Origin of the sequence: Paenibacillus sp. YYML68, assembly GCF_027923405.1 — a bacterium.
GTDB lineage: Bacteria > Bacillota > Bacilli > Paenibacillales > NBRC-103111 > Paenibacillus_G.
The window spans coordinates 1003589-1022500 of sequence record NZ_BQYI01000001.1 but is presented as its reverse complement, the minus strand read 5'-3'; the positions used below and the strand labels follow the sequence as shown (position 1 = coordinate 1022500).

The window sequence follows — 18912 nt, the reverse complement described above, 5'->3', positions numbered from 1 at the left end:
CATGCGGGCCGCCGGGATACGGCAGCCGCAGCGCCCGGGCGACCTTGTCGTACGCTTCGCCTACGGCGTCGTCACGGGTTTGACCAATAATGTGAAACCGTCCCTCGGACTCCACATAGACAAGCTCGGTATGCCCGCCGGATACGACGAGCGACACGAGCGGATATTCCAGTTCATGTACCAGCTGATTCGCATAGATGTGCCCTGCAATATGATGCACCGCGATGAGCGGAAGGCCGTGCGAGAACGCGAGCGTCTTCGCAGCAACCATGCCGACTAGCAGAGCTCCGACTAGACCTGGTCCTTGCGTCACCGCAATCGCCGACAGATCCTTCATCTCGATGCCCGCCTTCTCCATCGCTTCCTCCACGATGAGCGTAATCGTCTCCACGTGATGACGGGAGGCGACCTCAGGCACGACACCGCCGAATTTCTGATGAATCTCCACCTGACTCGACACGACATTCGACAGGATATGAATCCCGTCACGAACGACCGCCGCCGATGTCTCATCGCAGCTCGTCTCAATCGCTAATATGTAAGCGGGTCTATCCCCGCTATCCGCTAAGCTTGAGGCTGCTGCCTCGCGATCATCCTTCAATTTCGTTCGCCCCTATTCATACATCGCCCTTCTTCGGCAAATCTGCCCACATGATGAGCGCATCCTCATTATTATCCGTATAATAGCCGCGCCGCACACCGACGGACTTGAAGCCTTTTTTGCCATACAGCTGCCTCGCGACATCATTGGACGGCCTCACCTCGAGGGTCATGCGCAAGGCGCCCTTCGCGCTGGCTGTTCGCTGCATCTCCGTCAGCAGCAGCTCGCCGAGCTTCAATCCGCGATACTTCTGACGAATCGCTATGTTAGTCACGTGCGCCTCATCCATAATGAGCCACATTCCGCCATAGCCGACGATCTCGCCGTTAAGCTCCAGCACGATATAGGTTGCAAACTGATTGTTGCTCAGCTCGTTATGAAAAGCGGCTGCCGTCCACGGTGTCGTAAACGATTCCTTCTCGATTTCGCAGATTGCGGGAACATCGGTCTCGGCCATTTTGCGAAAATGCAATTCCTCTCGCCTCTGCTGCAAAGCTTGATTATTCATACGATGCGGGCCTCCCTTACGGTCGCTTAGCAAGAAGCTTCGCTTCGGCTTCCGCCAGCTGCGAATAATTTGGAACCAACGCATGAGCATGCTCTGTATCCCCCCGCTTCCACTGGCGCCGACCTAGCTCCGCCACATATCGGGCGCTCACGCTGTGCTCAGTCGTCTCCACCTGTCCGTCCCATGCGAGCTTGAAGCTGGCAATCGACTCCAAGTGCTGGCTAGGCTCGCCTGTGAACAGAATGAGGTCAGGCCGCTCGGTCTCCGCCAGGCTGCGAAGCTCCTCCAGCCATGACGCCACAAGACGGATGCTGTCAGCAACAACACAGCTCCACCCGTCACCCGAATACTTGTATAGGGCGGTGAACGCTTGTCCCCGTCTCGCTTCAATGAATGGAACGACCCAAGTAGTACGCCCAGCTTCACGGCCACTCTCCGTCAACTCCTCGATCACCCGTTGCTGCTGACTCGCTATCTTCGTGGCTGAATGTCCATCATCTAATGCTCCCGCTCCGATTGTATCGCGTTGTTGCTCATCACGTAATGCGACTTCACTAGACCTCGCCGCTACTTGTCCATCGCCTAATGCCACCGCACCAGTCCCCGCGTCAGCTTGCCCTTCGACTAACGCTACCGCACGGTCCTTCTCCTCATGCTCCGCAGCACCGCCGAGCGCCATCGCTTCAAGGCTGGATACTGCTACCAGATCGAGCTTACGCGTCCACGCCAATGTCTTGGCTACCGTTACCGCAATGCGTACGCCTGTGTACGAGCCTGGCCCGATGCCAACAGCAACCGCCGACAGCTCTTCAGATCGAATGCCTGCATCGGCCAGCAGCTCCTGCATAATCGGGAGCAAGTAGATGGAATGATTGCGCTCCGCTTCGGTCGAACGCTCCCCGACGAGTCGCTCTCCATGCAGCAAAGCGGTCGTCAGCGTCACGGTGGACGTGTCCAAGGCGAGCAGCCAGCCGTTCTCCGTACCGTCGTTAGTCCTCTTGCTCGTTATCATCCTGCAACAACCCGCTTTCCTTCAGTTCCCTGCACCATGCTTCATAGGGCTCTCCACTCGGTCGCAATATCAGCCTTCTTCTCTCGCCGCCCAGATGCTCCAGATAGATGGACAGACGCTCTGGCGGCAGCAGCTCCTCGATCAGCGAAGCCCACTCGACCAGTGTGACGCCTTCCCCATAGAAGTAGTCGTCCAGCCCGAGCTCGTCCGCCTCCTCCATCGACAACCGATACACATCCATATGATAAAAAGGGAACTGCGTCCCCTCATACTCCTTAATGATCGTAAATGTCGGACTGTTAACGATGCCTGGCACGCCGATCGCCTTCGCCACAGCCTGCGAGAACGTCGTCTTGCCTGCGCCGAGGTCGCCGTCCAGCGCGATGACAGTGCCAGGCCTAAACAACGAGGCCAAGCGTTCCGCCAAAGCCGCCGTATCGGACACGCCTTCAGCTGAATACACGTATGCAGCCATTAGTTGCCGTCCTCTCCACCGTTAAAATGATTATACCCTTTCTTCTCCAAGCTCATCACGTCGCCCGAGCCCCGCACGAGACGCACCTGTCCGCTGTCTGCTGTGACATAACCAATGATAGCCGTCGGAATGCCTCGCTGTCGAAGCTGCAGCTGCAGCTCAGGAGCCTGTGCGGCCGGAACGGTGCCGACTAGCTGGTAATCCTCGCCCCCGAACAGCACGAAGTCGAGCGGGTCGCGACCTTGCTGAAGCGCATAGGCGTTCAGCTCCTCCGAGATCGGAATACGATCTTCAATCAGATCGATACCGACGTTCGAGGCTTCCGCGATCTCCCACACCTCGCTCGCGATTCCATCGCTCACATCGTTCAGCGCATGGCACAGCCCCGATTGCCGAAGAGCAATTCCCGCTTCGATCTGCGGCAGTGGACGACAATGCGCACGCACCAGTCCTGGATAATCAACCTCCTCGACGCACTCCTCCAGTGGCAGCCCTTGACGCAGCAGCAGATCGAGTCCAGCCGCCGATTCACCTGCATAACCGGTCGTGAAGACGACATCGCCCACCTCCGCCCTCGAACGCAGCAGCGCCTGTCCGCTTGGCGCTTCGCCGATCACTGTTACCGTTATCGTCATACCGCCAGCCGAGGACGTCGTGTCCCCGCCGATGACCGCAATGCTATACCGATTGGCGCATTCGTACAGCCCTTCGTACATGCGGCGCACCCGCTCTGTCGTTATCGTCCTCGGCAAGCATAGCGCCACAAGCGCGAAGCGAGGCGTACCGCCCATCGCCGCAATATCGCTAACTGCTGACGCCATCGCCTTGAAGCCAATATCCGAATCGCGCATCGTCACGGACTTGAAATGCACATCCTCCGTCATCGTGTCGCACGTGACAATGAGCTGCATGCCCTCATTCACCTGCACGACCGCCGCATCGTCTCCGATTCCCGTCACAACTCCGGCCTCGCGCTGCATTGCATCTGACTGAATCCCGCTCGTCAACAGCCGAATAAGTGCAAATTCATCGACCGATACCATCCGACCGCCTCCGTAGTCCGTAATGGTCAATATTATAGACCTTGCCACCGCTGGCCGCAACCAAAAAAGGCCAGCCGCTCCTGCACCGGCTGACCTTGCTCTACCTGCAAACGTAACATACGGACGACAACCTATTGGACTTCCTGCAGCTCTTCGACAGATACCGTCTTCATGTCCGCCGGACAATCCTCGGCATGCACCTTGGCGGTCGATTGCTCCTCGTTGACGCTGTCGATCCAGACAGCTACGCCGTTATGATCGACCTCGATCTTGTGAGTGGCATTCAATATTTGCTGCGCGCGCTGCACCTTCATGCCTCTACTCCTCCTCCAGAACGGACTCACTTTCCTTCATCGTGTCCGTTGTCGTCTCCTCGATCAATCCGTTCTGCATGGAGACCATGCCTCCGCCAAGTCCTTCGTTGATCATACGGTCGATATCCATGAAGTAGGAGTCCCGACCTTCATGGGATGTATCGTTCGAATTGAAGCCGCCTGACGTATTCGCTTCTGTCATCGTTATGCCCTCCTCTAATCGTCACGGTGTCGTCCAGTTCGTATCAAGAATACAATCGCACGCTGAGCTAGGATGCGCAGCGATTACGGCTATTTTTTCCGAAGGGGCGTCATTCCATACCACCAACAACCACATTCACACTAGCTTAACAATAACCACCACGAGCAGCAGACCGCGGATACGAGCATACTAGCCCTATAGGCTTCACGGAGGGAGGATCGCTTGATGCATACAGTCTGGAAGGGTGCTATCAGCTTCGGTCTCGTTCACGTTCCGGTCAAAATGTTCACAGCCACCGAGGACAAGGATATCTCCATGCGTATGATTCATAAGGTGTGCATTATGCCACTGAACTTCGTGCGCAAATGCCAGCATTGCGACCGGGAGGTCGAATGGGATGAGATCGCCAGAGGCTACGAATACGAGCCCGGCGCGTTCGTGCTGTTCGAGAAGGATGAGCTGGAGAAGCTCACTGGTGAGATCACGAAAGAAATTAAAATATTAGACTTCGTCGATCTGACGGAGATTGATCCCGTCTATTTCCATAAAACGTACTACCTCGCTCCGAACGAAACAGGTGCAGGCGCCTACAATCTGCTGCTGCAGGCGATGAAGGATACAGGCAAAATTGGCATCGCCAAAGTGTCGATTCGCTCGAAGAGCAGTCTTGCCGCTATACGCATCATCGATCGCTGCATTGCGATGGAGACGATCTATTACCCCGACGAGATCCGCTCGGTCGATCAGGTGCCGAACTTGCCCGAGTCGAGCAGCGTGAACGAGAAGGAGCTGGAGATGGCCAAGCTGCTCATCAACGAGCTGTCTACGCCGTTCGAGCCGGAGAAATATAAGGACGATTACCGCGCAGCGATGCTCGAAGCGATCGAGCAGAAGGTCGCCGGACGTCAGGTTACGGTATCCCCTGAGCCGCATCGGGCGAACGTCATCGACCTCATGTCCGCGCTACAGGCGAGTCTGGAGGCGGTCAAGCCTGTCGTCACGGACAAGTCGCCGGCACGGCCGGGCACCGGAGGCCGCGGGAAAACGAACAAGACGGCCGACGGGGCGATTGCGGTGAAGACGGCACCGGCGAAGGCGAAGAGCAAGACGAAGGATAAGGCGAAGGAGACGGTATCGTCATAGTGTTTGAACATGAAGATGAAGTCGATTTGCGCGATGGTCGCAGATCGGCTTTTCTTGTACATGGGCAGGCGCAGAGCATTGGCATCAGCTCGGACGGAGAGTTACTTAAGCAGTGTTCGCGAAGGTCATTGCCCCGTACGGCACTGCTCCGGCGCTATGTCGACGAAGGACTGAATGCTCGGATGTCGCATCGTCCCTCCCGGTGTCCATTCCATGAACTGTACCTTGACGACGAGCGTCGGCTTCAGCCACGTTGCCTCTCGCGCCCGCTCCGGCTCATCTGCGAACGGACGCTCTGGTGTGACGAGCTTAGCCACCTCCTTGGTTACGTCCCTCCATTGCTGCATCGTCACCTTGCCGGTGCCTGCATGTCCGATATAGTGCAGCCTCCCTGCGTCATCGTAGACGCCGAGCAGCAGCGCGTTCACGAGCTTATCGCGATACGTCACCCCTCCTACCACTGCATACAGGTCATGGAAAATTTTGTGTTTCTGCCACCTTTTGTCCTTCCCGCCGATCGCATAGGTGCTGGTCAGATCCTTATACACAACCCCTTCCATCTGATGCTGCTTCATCAGGTCCAAGAGGCCTTCTTTATCTGTAAAGTTAACGACAGGCTGCACATACGGCTGAGGGATGAGCGCCTCGTTCATGATCGATTGGCGCTCCGCAAGCGTGCGCGCTGTCAGCCATTCACCCTCACTATACAGCATGTCGAACACCATGAAGGTGACCGGCACCTGCTTGACGGCCTTCTCAATGTACGCAGCCTTCTTCAGTCTGTCCCGCTTCATAATCTCATGGAACGCAGGCCGCTTGTCATCGAGCGCAATCAGTTCACCGTCGAGAATGAAGGAGCTCGCCCGGCAATACGCCGCGGCGTTATGCAGCTCCGGATATTGAGCTGTTCGATCGTTGAGCCGTCGGTTCACGAGCCGGACCTCTACTCCATCGAAGTACGCGAGCATCCGAACTCCGTCCCATTTCACTTGGGCGATCCATTGGTCGCCTTGCGGTGCAGCTGTAGCACTTATAGGCTCGAATGGAACGATCGGCAGCATCGGCATAGGCGTGACCCCTTTCTATATAAATATATGTGTGCGTTCAGTATGCCCGCTATAGTATAATGACGATGCGAAGCTTTACCTAAATTTATGAAACGTTTTGCCAAGCCTCGCGTATTACATTTGTTAGATCGTCGATTCCGGCTGTAACGGATTTCATCAAATGTATGGAGTCTGGGTACGCTACAACAGAATGCAGCGTAAGCTCCGCCGAATCGTGCCTGTCATTAACGGCTCTGAAGGCTCCGAAGGCCGAGCGCCCGGGTCGAGGACCGAATATTTTACAAACCATACAATGGTAAGGGAGACTAGTGGGGATGGTTCTTAATCTTGTTCTTGTCGCTGTGCTTATTTTATTGACTGCCTTCTTCGTCGCAACAGAATTCGCGATTATCAAGCTACGCTCCACTCGCGTGGATCAGCTTGTATTGGAAGGAAGAAGCAACGCGATTGCAGTACAGCAGGTGCAAAACAATCTGGATGGCTACTTGTCCGCCTGCCAGCTCGGCATTACGATTACCGCGCTCGGACTTGGATGGCTCGGGGAGCCGACGGTCGAGAAGCTGCTGCATCCACTGTTCTCAAGCCTCGGGGTCGGTGAGGATATGTCGCACCTGATTTCTTTTCTAACTGCATTCATACTCATTACGTACCTGCACGTCGTGCTTGGTGAGCTGGCGCCGAAGACTCTGGCTATTCAGAAGGCGGAGCAGATCAGCTTGCTCGTTGCGAAGCCGATCATGTACTTCTATAAGATCATGTATCCATTCATCTGGCTCCTGAACGGCTCGGCGAATGCACTGATTCGTACGTTCGGACTGAAGGCGGCGAAGGAGCATGAGGAAGCCCACTCGGAGGAAGAGATTCAGATCATCGTCTCGGAAAGCTACCAGAGCGGCAAAATCAACAAAACCGAGTTCGGCTACGTGAACCGGATCTTCGCCTTCGACGAAATGCTGGCCCGTGAAATCATGGTTCCGCGCATGGATATGGTATGTCTATACACGAACAATACGCTCGAGGAGAATCTCGAGATCATTCGCCGCGAGCAGTATACGCGCTTCCCGGTGGCGAAGGAGAGCAAGGACAATATTGTCGGTATCATCAATACGAAGCAATTCTTCTTGAATTATGACAACCGCTCGGACAACTTCGACTTCAACAAGCTGATTCATCCGGTGCTGACGGTGCCGGAGTACATGCCGGTCAACAAGCTGCTGACCCGCATGCAGAAGGAGCGCGTACATATCGCGTTGCTCGTCGACGAATACGGCGGCACATCAGGCCTCATCACGATGGAGGACATTCTCGAGGAGATCGTCGGCGAGATTCGCGACGAATTCGACGCAGACGAAGCGAAGGAGATCGAGAAGCTGGAGGATAACCGCTACATGCTCGACGGTAAGGTGCTGCTGACCGAGGTGAACGAGCTGTTCGGTACTTCGATGGACAACGAATCGGTTGACACCATCGGCGGCTGGCTTTATGTACAGAATCCGGACATCCAGATCGGCGAGTCGTTCGTGCATGAGGAGCTGACCTTCACTGTTGTGAAGAAGGACGCCCACCGCATTCGCAAAATCGAAGCAGTGAAGCGCTCAGGCGCTTCGGAGGATAGCGGCGAGGACGGTACGGTACAGACGCTGGAGGCGGATGTGAAGGCGATGACGCGGGATTAGGTATCCCGCGAAGGCGTAGGCCCGGCAGTAGAGAACGGATGACGTTCTCTGCTGCCGGGCTTTGTTGTTAGGCGGGGGTGCGCCGCTCGCGGGAAGGGGCGAGGCGGGCGAGCTCTCCGCGGCGCTCGATTAGCGCACGAAATATGCGCTATCGGGACCGATCGCTGGGCGGGCGACCTCTACAGCGCCCGATTAGCGCACGAAACATGCGCTATCGGGACCGCTCGCAAGGTGGGCGACCTCTACAACGCCCGATTAGCGCACGGAACGTGCGCTATCAGGGACCGATCGCTGGGCGGGCGACCTCTGCAGCGCCCGATTAGCGCACGGAACGTGCGCTATCAGGGACGCTCGCGGGGCGGGCGACCTCTACGGCGCCCGATTAGCGCACGGAACGTGCGCTATTGGGGACGCTCGCGGGGCGGGCGACCTCTACAGCGCCCGATTAGCGCACGGAACGTGCGCTATCAGGGACGCTCGCAAGCTGGGCGACCCTTCCGCCGACCGATTAGCGAACGAAACGTGCGCTATCGGGACCACTCGCGAGCTGGACGCCCTCTGCGACGCCCGATTAGCGCACGAAACGTGCGCTATCAGGGACGCTCGCGGGGCGGGCGACCTCTACGACGCCAGATAGCGCACGAAATATGCGCTATCGGGACCGCTCGCTGGGCGGGCGACCTCTGCGACGCCCGATTAGCGCACGAAACATGCGCTATTGGGGACGCTCGCGGGGCGGGCGACCTCTACAGCGCCCGATTAGCGCACGGAACGTGCGCTATCAGGGACGCTCGCGGGGCGGGCGACCTCTACGACGCCCGATTAGCGCACGAAGCGTGCGCTATCAGGGACGCTCGCGAGCTGGGCGACCTCTACAGCGCCCAATTAGCGCACGAAATGTGCGCTATCGGGACCGATCGCTGGGCGGGCGACCTCTACAGCGCCCGATTAGCGCACGAAATGTGCGCTATCAGGGACGCTCGCGGGGCGGACGACCTCTGCGACGCCCGATTAGCGCACGAAACGTGCGCTATCAGGGACGCTCGCGGGGCGGACGACCTCTGCGACGCCCGATTAGCGCACGGAACGTGCGCTATCAGGGACGCTCGCTGGGCGGGCGACCTCTCCAGCGCTCGATTAGCGCACGGAACGTGCGCTATCAGGGACGCTCGCTGGGCGGGCGACCTCTACTGCGCCCGATTAGCGCACGAAATGTGCGCTATCGGAACCGCTCGCAGGGTGGGCGACCTCTACTGCGCCCGATTAGCGCACGAAATGTGCGCTATCGGAACCGCTCGCAGGGTGGGCGACCTCTACTGCGCCCGATTAGCGCACGAAATGTGCGCTATCGGAACCGCTCGCAGGGTGGGCGACCTCTACAGCGCCCGATTAGCGCACGAAATGTGCGCTATCGGAACCGCTCGCAGGGTGGGCGACCCTTCCGCCCATCTCCCCCACACTCTAGACGCACAAAGAGGGCGCCCAACTCAGGGCGCCCTCTTTCGCTATGTTCTGCACTCCACTGCTACTCTATGCTTATGCGCCAGTCGCTTCCGATGCCGGCGCTTCCTGTCCGGCTGGTGCAGATGCTGGTGCTGTACGCTTACGATCGATAAACTCCGCAAGCTTCTCATCCATGCCTGCCTTCAGCGCTGTAATCAGCTGCTCGCGGCTGATCCCCTTCTCTGCAGCGATATCCGCAACAGACTTGCCTTCTTGCGTGGCAGCCTTCAGCTCTTCCTTCGTTACGCCAAGAATCGTCGTCAGCACCTCGGGATTACCCATCATACCGATATGCTTACCGTCACGTTGCTTACCATGCTGGCCCTTACCGCCCATCAGCGGCTTCGTGCTTGTGATCATTTCCTTCAGACGCTCGCTAGCCTTAGCAACACGCTCATCTGCTTGCTCCTGCGTCAGCTTGCCTGCTGCCACCGCCTCCTGCAGCTTCGCCGTCTCCGACTCTACGAGCTTCTGAAGCAGCGCTTCCTCGGACAAGCCCGCCTTCTCCTCGGCCACCTGCGCCAGCGTCTTGCCTTGGCTCAGCTCGGTGCGGAGCGTCTCTTCGTCTGTACCGAGGAGTGCAGCGAGGTCGCCCTTACCGAAGCCCATGCCTACAGGCTTACCTTCCTTACCTTCCTTACCTTCCTTACCTGCTTTGCCAGCCTTACCTTCCTTGTTCATATGAGCGCCGCGTGCGCCTTGTCCATCGCGTCCCTTACCGCCGAAGCGTCCGTCCTGCGGCTTCGCCTGCTCCTGTGTAGCGGCTGTTCCGCTAGTCGTATCCGCTGTCTCTGCGAAGGCTTGGCCGTACACGAGGCCGACGCTGCCTGTAAGAAGTGCTGCTGCGAGTGTACCTGTCATCATTTTCTTCTGGAATGTGTTCATGTTCATCTCTCCTCTGGAATGTTGTTAGTTGTATATCTGCTGTCATCACCTTGTTGACACTTCTGAGTATAGACCTCTAATCTTAAGTGAACCTTAGCCCAGGCTGAGCATTGCTTGAGCGTTAGCTGAACGTTTGCTGAATGCTCCTAGGTGGCGCCGACGAGAATGTCCGATCTGCATTTTCAGCCACTGTTCAGGAAAGGTCGAGACGATCGTTATAATATATAGGTACACGCACGTGTGAGACGAGCAATGAGGAGGTCCAATTCCAATGAACAGCCCTTATACAGGTGTAAAAATATTAATCGTCGACGATGAGCCGAACATTCTGCAGTTTCTGGAGATGGGACTCATGTATGAAGGCTTCGAGGTGCAGAAGGCTCCAGACGGCATGACCGCCGTCGCGATGGCGCAGGAGTTCAAGCCTCACCTGGCAATTCTCGATGTGATGATGCCCGGCATGGACGGGTTCGAGGTATGTAAGCTGTTGAAAAAAGCAGCCCCTATCGCCATCATCATGCTGACAGCGAAGGACGAGGTGGACGATCGGGTGAAGGGACTGACGCTCGGCGCCGACGATTATATGAGCAAGCCGTTCAGCTTCGAGGAGCTGCTGGCACGCATTCAGGCACGGCTGCGCAATCAGTTCCCGCATGTGATGGCCGAGTCGGTGTACGGTCCGTTCCGTCTCGATGATAGACGTAAGGAGATTACGTACGAGGATCGCGTGCTGACGCTGTCACCGACAGAGTATGAGCTGTTGACGTACATGGTCGTCCACCACGGTGTCGTGCAGAGCAAGAGTACTCTGCTGGACAAGGTGTGGGGGTATGATTTTGGCGGGGAGGAAAATATTGTCGAGGTGTATATCCGTTCTCTGCGTGACAAGCTCGGGGATAAGGAGCATAAGCGTATTCGCACGCTGCGGGGGGCCGGCTATCGGCTGGATCTGTCATGATGAAGCACAGCACTGCACGGTCACCGTTACGTCGTCTAGCGGCGGCACTGCGAACGACATCCCAAGCACCAAATTCGCTCCGCTTCCAGCTGCTCTCCCGCTCCCTGCTCGTTCTGACTGCGCTGCTCATCGTCATCGGCGTCCTCCAGTACGTACTGATGAAGGACTTCCTGTACCGCAGCAAGGCGGAGAGCATCCACAGCCAGATCATGTCCATCTCTGCTGAGACGTGGCGCAGCTTCGCGGAAGACATGAGGGACTCGAATCGTCGACCGATGCTGTTCTTCCCTGATGCGTCGATCAGCTACATCGATGAGAGGGGCACCGTAATAGCGGTGCCGAACGGCCTGTCGCGTCAGAAGCTCCCGAAGGAAGCGGGCCGCTTCCCGCAGAAGTCGCAAACTCGTTATCAGGAGCAGCGTCAAGGTGGCGCCTACTCGATCTTACGCACGCACGATGGAGACGAGCAGCTGGTCGTCGAGCGGTCGATCGAGCTGAGAGGGCAGCGGGCAGGCTCCATTCAGATCAGCGTCAGCACAGAGCCGATGCGCGAGGTCGTTCTGCGGCAGACGATGATCTACCTGCTGCTAGCACTTGCTGCGCTGGTGGGGGGTCTGCTGACGCTGCTGCCTGTCATCCGCCGCACGCTCGTGCCGCTGTTCAATCTGATCGGCACCGTCGAACTGATCGATGCCGGGAAGCTGAACGAGCGGTTCCCTACCGGGCAAGGACAGCGCGAGCTGGACCGGCTCGCCGTCTCCTTCAACCGGATGCTGGAGCGACTCGAGACTTCGTTCAAGGCCGAGCAGGAAGCGAAGGAGCAGATGCGCCGCTTCGTTGCCGACGCCTCGCACGAGCTGCGGACGCCGCTGACGAGCATCCACGGCTTCCTCGAGGTGCTGCTGCGCGGTGCGATGCATCGTCCCGAGCAGCTGAAGACGTCGCTGACGAGCATGCACAGCGAGTCGGTCCGCATCAACAAGCTGGTCAGCGATCTGCTGCTGCTGGCGAAGCTGGACCGCGCTCCCCGCATGGAGTGGGCTGTCGTGGACCTCGCGCAGCTGCTCGATCAGATGAAGCCGCAGCTAGAGCTGCTCGCTGGCGAACGGGAGCTCATCCTCCAGCTTCCGCCTCGTGCGCAAGGGACGTTCGACCGGGATAAGCTGAAGCAGGTCGTGCTGAATCTGTTCCACAACGCTGTACAGCATACCGATCCGCAGCAGGGCTGCATCAGGCTGTCGGTCACAGCAGACAGCGACGTATTGACGCTGACTGTCACCGACAATGGGGTCGGCATCCCGCAGGAGCATGTGCCACACGTCTTCGAGCGGTTCTACCGCAGCGATGCGGCACGAACGAGGAAGAGCGGCGGCTCGGGCCTCGGACTCGCGATCACGCAATCTATCGTTGAGCTGCATGGCGGGCACATTCGGGCCGACAGCAAGGATGGCGAAGGCAGTGTGTTCACGGTTCGTCTGCCGGTGACAGGCGGCAGTGGAGCAATCGGTTAGAACAGAAGCTAGCGGGAGCTAGTTGAGCCGCTTATGAGACACACAGGCAGCGAAGCACGAGAACCACGAGAATCAGCTTCAACCCCACGAACCATACACGTACCATGCATACTCGGTGTAAGCCTCCGCACGATGGGACACGATACTTCGTATACGAACAAGCCCAGCCGAAGGAGGCTTAAACAATCTCAATGCCTGCATCAGTCCGAAGCAAGCAAGCCGTCAAGGGTACGATAACGATTGAAGGACACGAGCTTACAATTACGAACCCTGAGAAGCAGCTCTGGCCCGAGATGGGCATCACGAAGGCGATGTATCTCGAGAAGCTGACCCAGCTCGCCCCTTACCTGCTGACGTACTGCCGCGACCGTTACTTGACGACGATCCGCTTCCCTCACGGCTGGAACGACAAGTCGTTCTACCAGAAGAATGCGCCCGAGCCGACACCTGACTTCGTTAAGACGGCCGAGCTGGACAGCATCCAGTACGTTGAGCTCGACTCGCTGCCGACGCTGCTCTGGCTCGGCAACCTCGCTTGCCTCGAGTTTCATCCGTCGTTCCATCGGATCGGGCAAGCGCTCCCCGTGGAGTGGCTGATTGACATCGATCCATCGCTCGACCCGGAGCCGCTCATCATGGAGGCGGCGGAGATTATAGGGGAGATCCTGCACAGCATGAACATCCGTTCCGTTCCGAAAACGTCCGGCGCTACCGGCGTCCAGATCTACATCCCGATCGCCGCCGAGCGCGCATACCAGTTCGAGGAGCTGCGCCGCATCGGCGCCTTCGTCGCTCAATATGCGGTGCAGAAGCATCCTGAGCTGTTCACCGTCGAGCGGCTGAAGAAGCACCGCGGTACCCGTATCTATATCGATTACCTCCAGCATGGGTACGGCAAGACGCTGTCGGCTCCGTACACCCCTCGCGCTCGGCTGGCTGCGAGCGTCTCGACGCCGCTGACGTGGGACGAGGTCGCGCTGCGGCCCGACCCGCGGGAGTTCAACCTGCTGACGATCGTCGACAGACTTCGCCAGAAGGGCGATCTGATCGCCCAGCTACCGCCGCAGAGCCTCGATCACGTGCTGTCAATTCTTCCATCGTCCGGGAAGTGAATCCGTATCCCTATGGCCGGTTACCGAACTCAGCCGCCCCAGCTCCTCGCTTCACATATAAATAGGGATCTCGAGTCGTCGCCGACCGAGATCCCTTCTTCGTCCTACTTCGCAACCTTAACTAAAATTCCGTATTCAGGGTCAATGATCTGGAGCGTATCGGCGTCGACATCATCCACGCTCCGAGCCGTGTATGCTTCTGGTATGTCTCGCCCCCTACATCAACGGCGACAGCAGCCGCGCCAGCGCCTCCTTCGCCTTCTGCAGGCGGGGGCGCTTCTCGAACTCGGACAGGCGCAGCTCCTCGCTGTCCTTCAGATCCTGCAGGAAGTCGGCCTCCAGATGGCGGATCGAATCGCGGTCGAACAGCACCGCGTTGATCTCGAAGTTGTTATAGAAGCTGCGCATATCGAGATTCGCCGTGCCGACCGTCGCGAGCAGCTGGTCGACGATCATCACCTTGGCGTGGATGAACCCCTTCTGATACGCATAGAAGCGCACGCCCGCCTGCATCAGCTCCTCCATATAGGAGAGCGAGGCGTGATTCACGATGCGCGAATCGGGCACCTCGGGGAAAATAATGCGCACGTCGACCCCGCTCGTAGCCGCTGTCTTCAGCCCCATGCTCAGGCTCGGGTCCGGTATGAAGTACGGGGTCGTTATATAAATTCGCTTCTTCGCTGTCGTAACCGCCCCGAAGTACATCTCGAGCACCGCATCCCAATGCGCGTCAGGTCCGCTCGAGATGATCTGCACCGCCTTATGGCTCTCGACGTGATGCTCGGGATACAGGTCCGGATCAGCAAGGCGCTGTCCGCTCACGAAGTGCCAGTCATGAAGGAACGTATTCTGCAGTAGGAAGACTGCATCGCCGCTGAACGCCAGATGCGTATCTCGCCAGAAGCCGAGCTTCTTGTCGCCGCCCACGTATTCGTCCCCGATATTGATGCCGCCGAGAAACCCATGCTTCCCGTCCACGACGATAATTTTGCGGTGATTCCGGTAATTAATGCGCTTGTCGAAGAACGCGATCATCGCTGGCAAGAAGAAGTACACCTCACAGCCTGCGCCGCGCAGCTCGGCGACATACGCATCGGACAGCTTGTAGCTGCCGATCCCATCGAAGATGCAGCGCACCTTCACCCCTTCCCGCGCCTTGCGCACCAGCGCATTCATGAAGTCGCGTCCTGTCTTGTCATCCCGCACGATATAAAATTCAAAGTGAACAAAACGCTCCGCCGACTCGATCGCCTCCAGCATCGCAGGGTATGCCGTCTGTGCGTTCGTCAGCACACGCACCTCGTTCTGCCGCGTGATGAGCGAGCCGGGAATGTTCGCAAGCAAGGTGAACAGGCGCGGCTCCTCCGTCCAGCCGACGATCATATCCTCATCCACGTTATAGTCGAGCGGCTTCTGCCGCTTATCGAGCTGCTGAAGATCGTTCACCGGATGCTTCGCCTTAAACTTCTTGCGCTGTCTGTATTCCTGTGCCAGGAAGTAATAGACGACGAAGCCGACGACCGGTACGATGAACAAAATAAAGAGCCAAGCCATCGCCTTGGACGGATGCCGGAATTCGCCGATGAGAATAATAAGAATTTGTAAAATAAATAAGCTGAGCGCAATGACAAGCCAAAGCATCGTCGATTTCCCCCTTGGATTGGATGAAGCCGATGTTCGTCCTACTCCTCATTTCTAGCCTTTACCATCGGCCCTCCGCCTATTCTTTGCAAGACCCTGAGTTGCGTGCCGTCTGCATTTGTCCAACACGTATAATCCGGTTGTCATAATTTTTCGAAATTGGTGGAAAATATACCGGACACGGAAGAGGCAAAGCTTGGATGCAGGCTATCGACTAACTCGAGAGGAGGCGTCTAACGTGCTGAAGAAGGGACGCAGCAAGAAGGGAAGCAGCGGGGATCATCCATTGCTCAAGCGCGACTACCGGTTCATCACCGAGCTTCGTTCCGTTCCGATCTCTGTCGATCTGGCAGATAATAAGCATTACTTGAGTGAGCTGTTCGACGACTGCTCCGACTTCGTCATTCGCGAGTTCAAGCTGGAGCACGGGCCGAGCGCCATTCTGTTCTTCATCGACGGAATGGCCAATTCTGACGAGATTAATGCTGCGATGAGGGCTCTCATGATTCTCGAGGGCGGCGAGCAGCTGATCGACAACATATCGGAATCGGTGCTCCCGGTCTCGCAAATTCAGAAGGCCGACAATTACGGCGACCTGCTCGCTTCTGTGCTGGGAGGCGATTCCGGCGTCATTATAGACCGCAACAACAAGGCGCTGCTCATGGGCTTGCGGGGAGCCGAGAAGCGATCGATTAATGAACCCGAAACTGAATCGGTCATTCGTGGTCCTCGCGAAGGGTTTGTCGAAAATATACGCACCAATACTTCCATGGTCCGCCGCAAGCTGAAGACGCCGCATCTGAAGATGAAGCCGATGGTGCTTGGGCGGGAGAGCAATACGAGCATCGTGGTCACGTATCTGGAGGATCTCGCTGATCCGAAGATGGTCGAGGAGGTGATCGGACGCCTCAACAAAATCGATATCGACGCGGTGCTCGAGTCCGGCTATATCGAGGAGCTCATCCAAGATTCAGCGTACTCCCCCTTCCCGCAGGTGCAATATACGGAACGGCCGGACATGGTGGCAGCCGCGCTGCTACAAGGACGGGTCGGCATTATGGTCGACGGCACCCCGTTCGTCCTGCTCGTGCCGTTCGTCTTCACCGAAATTATGCAGGCGAGCGAGGACTATTACGAGCGATTCCAGATCTCGACGCTGATTCGCTGGCTGCGCTACTTGTTCTTGATCCTCTCCATGCTGACGCCGGCTCTCTATGTGGCGATTACGACGTATCATCAGGATTTGCTGCCTACGACACTGCTGCTGTCGGTAGCGGCGGCACGCGAAGCGATACCGTTCCCTGCGGTCGTCGAGGCGCTCATTATGGAGGTTACGTTCGAGGCGCTGAGGGAGGCTGGGATCCGACTGCCGAAGACGATCGGCTCGGCGGTCTCGATTCTCGGAGCGCTCGTCGTCGGTCAGGCCGCGGTGCAGGCGGGCATCGTATCGGCGCCGATGGTTATCGTCGTCTCGATTACCGGTATCGCCTCCTTCACGATCCCAAGGTTTAACGGGGCGATTGCCGTGCGAATGCTGCGCTTTCCGATCTTGATCGCCGCATCGCTATTCGGGCTATACGGCATTCTAGTAGCCATCATGCTCATCATCGGGCATATGGCAAGTCTGCGCTCGTTCGGCGTGCCTTACTTGTCTCCGCTCGCGCCGTTGTCGTCTTCTGACCTGAAGGATGTGCTCATACGCTCACCTTGGTGGGGTATGAAGAAGCGGCCCGACTTTATGCATGTACAGGATGCACAGCGCCTCGGGCAAGAGCTGCGCGACGAGATCATCGTCGACTCCGGCCAGCGGGGAAGACATGTGCCGCATCAGCAGGACGAGAAGGAGGGGGAAACGTAATGGGCAAGTGGACACGATGCGGTCTGGTGCTCACACTCACGCTCCTGCTCCCCGGCTGCTGGGACCGGACGGAGGTGAATGATATCGGTTTTATTCTGTCCTCGGCGATTGATCTGGAGAAGGACGGGAGCATCCGTTATTCCGTCCTGCTGCCGCTCCCCGGTCAGATGGGCGGCGCGACCGGCGGCGGCGGCGGTACGAGCGGCGGCATGAGCTACTATATCGATTCGGAGGTCGGCCGTACGTTCCGTGAGGCGCAGTCGAAGCTTCAGGAGCGTATGCCAAGGCGTATGTTCCTCGCTCATCGCAGAACGATCCTGGTCGGGGAGGCGCTCGCCAAGGACAGCATCCGCTTCATCTTCGATGCGATTCCGCGCTCGCCAGAGAGCCGGATGACCACCTATTTCATTGTCGCAGAAGGTAAGGCATACGAGCTGCTGCAGTCGACACCGAAGTTCGAGCGGTTCCCGTCCGAGGCGATTCGGGAGCTGGCCAAGTCCAAGGTCGTCGTCGATATGAACATGAAGGATTTCGCATTAGCCTTGAGCACGACCGGGGCGGATCCGGTCGCGGTCTTCATGGGAGTAAGGGAGTCCGAGAAAGGGCTGAAGAATTCCAAGGAGATCCAGATATTGGGCTACAGTCAATTCAAGGGAGATCGAATGATCGGCACCCTTCAGGGAGACGAGGCTTTTGGACTCGGGCTCTTGAAGGGCCGCTCCGTGCACATTCCTGTTACGGTGACGATGGAGGATAGGCACTTGTCATTCCGAATCTATGACTCCCAGTGCCAGATCAAGCCCAAAATCCAGAACGGGAAGCTCTCTTACGAGATCGATGTGGAGACGCAGGCCAAGGTTGTCGAGAGCTCAGGCTACTACGACTTCAGCCAGCAGGACAAAATCAATGCGGCTGAGGAGCGAGTTGAAGCGTTCATTAAGAAGAGCATCGAGTCGGCCATTAAGAAGATGATCGATAACGAGGCCGATTCGGCCCAGTTCGGCAACTACATCTGGCGCGCCTATCCGAATGCATGGAAGCAGCGCTACAGGCCGGAGTGGCCTGGCGCGCTGAAGCAGGCTGAATTCGTCATCAATGTCGACGCAATTCTTGCCGAATCCGGCTTGATCTACAATAACGTGACTGCAACGGAGACACACCGATGAACACCTTATTCATGATGCTATTCGCCCTGTATGCGCTACTTCTCGTCTCGACGAACTACAGACACTGGTCGGCTTCGCCGAAAAGCTTGCGACGTGTATATCTCGTGCTGTGCGGAGCGACCTTCGCCCTGTATGTATGCCTCATGATCGGCTACGAGCCACCGATGCCGACCAGCTATATGATTGAGCACCTGTCACCTTGGGTGTTCGAAATTTTTCATGGCAGCTAGCTTCTCG

Annotated in this window: 18 protein-coding genes (1 of these 18 running past the window's edge); 8 read left to right on the top strand and 10 right to left on the bottom strand. The window is 57.5% G+C overall.

Annotated features, from left to right (window positions below; genetic code table 11):
* From tsaD to PAE68_RS04625, 7 genes are all read right to left on the bottom strand, one after another.
* Window positions 1-601: the 5' portion of a tRNA (adenosine(37)-N6)-threonylcarbamoyltransferase complex transferase subunit TsaD gene (gene tsaD / locus PAE68_RS04655; RefSeq protein ID WP_281884573.1), read on the bottom strand. Its footprint begins 470 nt before the window's first position; only the first 601 of its 1071 coding nucleotides appear in the window; it begins with the start codon at window positions 599-601; its stop codon lies off the left edge, out of view.
* Window positions 602-617: 16 nt separating this feature from the next.
* Window positions 618-1109, bottom strand: coding sequence for a ribosomal protein S18-alanine N-acetyltransferase (gene rimI / locus PAE68_RS04650; RefSeq protein WP_397378162.1), 492 nt, complete (start codon window positions 1107-1109; stop codon window positions 618-620).
* A gap of 16 nt (window positions 1110-1125) precedes the next feature.
* A complete protein-coding gene (gene tsaB, locus PAE68_RS04645) occupies window positions 1126-2121 on the bottom strand; it encodes a tRNA (adenosine(37)-N6)-threonylcarbamoyltransferase complex dimerization subunit type 1 TsaB (RefSeq protein WP_281884571.1) in 996 nt (331 codons plus the stop codon).
* Entirely contained in the window at window positions 2099-2596 is a 498-nt protein-coding gene (gene tsaE / locus PAE68_RS04640; protein ID WP_281884570.1) for a tRNA (adenosine(37)-N6)-threonylcarbamoyltransferase complex ATPase subunit type 1 TsaE, read from the bottom strand. Before tsaE ends, tsaB begins: the two co-directional genes overlap by 23 nt.
* On the bottom strand, window positions 2596-3687 hold the full coding sequence (gene thiL / locus PAE68_RS04635) for a thiamine-phosphate kinase (protein ID WP_281884568.1): 1092 nt from the start codon (window positions 3685-3687) through the stop codon (window positions 2596-2598). Before thiL ends, tsaE begins: the two co-directional genes overlap by 1 nt.
* 83 nt (window positions 3688-3770) lie before the next feature.
* Entirely contained in the window at window positions 3771-3953 is a 183-nt protein-coding gene (locus PAE68_RS04630; protein ID WP_281884566.1) for an H-type small acid-soluble spore protein, read from the bottom strand.
* 4 nt (window positions 3954-3957) lie between these two features.
* Complete coding sequence (locus tag PAE68_RS04625; protein ID WP_281884564.1) at window positions 3958-4155, bottom strand: hypothetical protein; 198 nt, start codon at window positions 4153-4155, stop codon at window positions 3958-3960.
* A 225-nt stretch (window positions 4156-4380) separates the two neighbouring features.
* Here PAE68_RS04625 and ku point away from each other — a divergent pair, with 225 nt between their 5' ends.
* Window positions 4381-5298 (top strand): non-homologous end joining protein Ku, encoded by a 918-nt coding sequence (gene ku / locus PAE68_RS04620; protein WP_281884562.1) that lies wholly within the window; start codon window positions 4381-4383, stop codon window positions 5296-5298.
* 125 nt (window positions 5299-5423) lie between these two features.
* Here ku and PAE68_RS04615 read toward each other — a convergent pair whose 3' ends face one another.
* Window positions 5424-6365, bottom strand: a complete 942-nt coding sequence (locus PAE68_RS04615; RefSeq protein WP_281884560.1) for an ATP-dependent DNA ligase — start codon at window positions 6363-6365, stop codon at window positions 5424-5426.
* A 314-nt stretch (window positions 6366-6679) separates the two neighbouring features.
* On the opposite strand from PAE68_RS04615, the gene PAE68_RS04610 reads away from it, so the two are divergent.
* Window positions 6680-8041 (top strand): hemolysin family protein, encoded by a 1362-nt coding sequence (locus PAE68_RS04610; protein WP_281884558.1) that lies wholly within the window; start codon window positions 6680-6682, stop codon window positions 8039-8041.
* A 1536-nt stretch (window positions 8042-9577) separates the two neighbouring features.
* Here PAE68_RS04610 and PAE68_RS04605 read toward each other — a convergent pair.
* Window positions 9578-10429, bottom strand: coding sequence for a hypothetical protein (locus tag PAE68_RS04605; protein ID WP_281884556.1), 852 nt, complete (start codon window positions 10427-10429; stop codon window positions 9578-9580).
* Between the two features lie 271 nt (window positions 10430-10700).
* Here PAE68_RS04605 and PAE68_RS04600 point away from each other — a divergent pair, with 271 nt between their 5' ends.
* From PAE68_RS04600 to ligD, 3 genes are all read left to right on the top strand, one after another.
* Complete coding sequence (locus tag PAE68_RS04600; protein WP_281884554.1) at window positions 10701-11387, top strand: response regulator transcription factor; 687 nt, start codon at window positions 10701-10703, stop codon at window positions 11385-11387.
* A complete protein-coding gene (locus tag PAE68_RS04595) occupies window positions 11384-12898 on the top strand; it encodes a sensor histidine kinase (protein ID WP_281884552.1) in 1515 nt (504 codons plus the stop codon). The genes PAE68_RS04600 and PAE68_RS04595 overlap by 4 nt, the downstream gene beginning before the upstream one ends.
* A 191-nt stretch (window positions 12899-13089) precedes the next feature.
* Entirely contained in the window at window positions 13090-14010 is a 921-nt protein-coding gene (gene ligD / locus PAE68_RS04590) for a non-homologous end-joining DNA ligase (protein WP_281884550.1), read from the top strand.
* A 216-nt stretch (window positions 14011-14226) separates the two neighbouring features.
* On the opposite strand, the gene cls is transcribed toward ligD, so the two are convergent.
* The gene (gene cls / locus PAE68_RS04585) at window positions 14227-15651 is read right to left on the bottom strand and encodes a cardiolipin synthase (RefSeq protein ID WP_281884548.1); all 1425 of its coding nucleotides are present in this window, start codon (window positions 15649-15651) and stop codon (window positions 14227-14229) included.
* Between the two features lie 286 nt (window positions 15652-15937).
* Between cls and PAE68_RS04580 the strand changes: the two genes are divergently transcribed.
* From PAE68_RS04580 to PAE68_RS04570, 3 genes are read left to right on the top strand one after another with little or no spacing between them, the layout of a single operon-like run.
* Complete coding sequence (locus PAE68_RS04580; protein ID WP_281890892.1) at window positions 15938-17509, top strand: spore germination protein; 1572 nt, start codon at window positions 15938-15940, stop codon at window positions 17507-17509.
* Window positions 17509-18675, top strand: a complete 1167-nt coding sequence (locus tag PAE68_RS04575; protein ID WP_281884546.1) for a Ger(x)C family spore germination protein — start codon at window positions 17509-17511, stop codon at window positions 18673-18675. Before PAE68_RS04580 ends, PAE68_RS04575 begins: the two co-directional genes overlap by 1 nt.
* Complete coding sequence (locus tag PAE68_RS04570; RefSeq protein ID WP_281884544.1) at window positions 18672-18905, top strand: hypothetical protein; 234 nt, start codon at window positions 18672-18674, stop codon at window positions 18903-18905. Before PAE68_RS04575 ends, PAE68_RS04570 begins: the two co-directional genes overlap by 4 nt.
* Window positions 18906-18912: the final 7 nt, after the last annotated feature.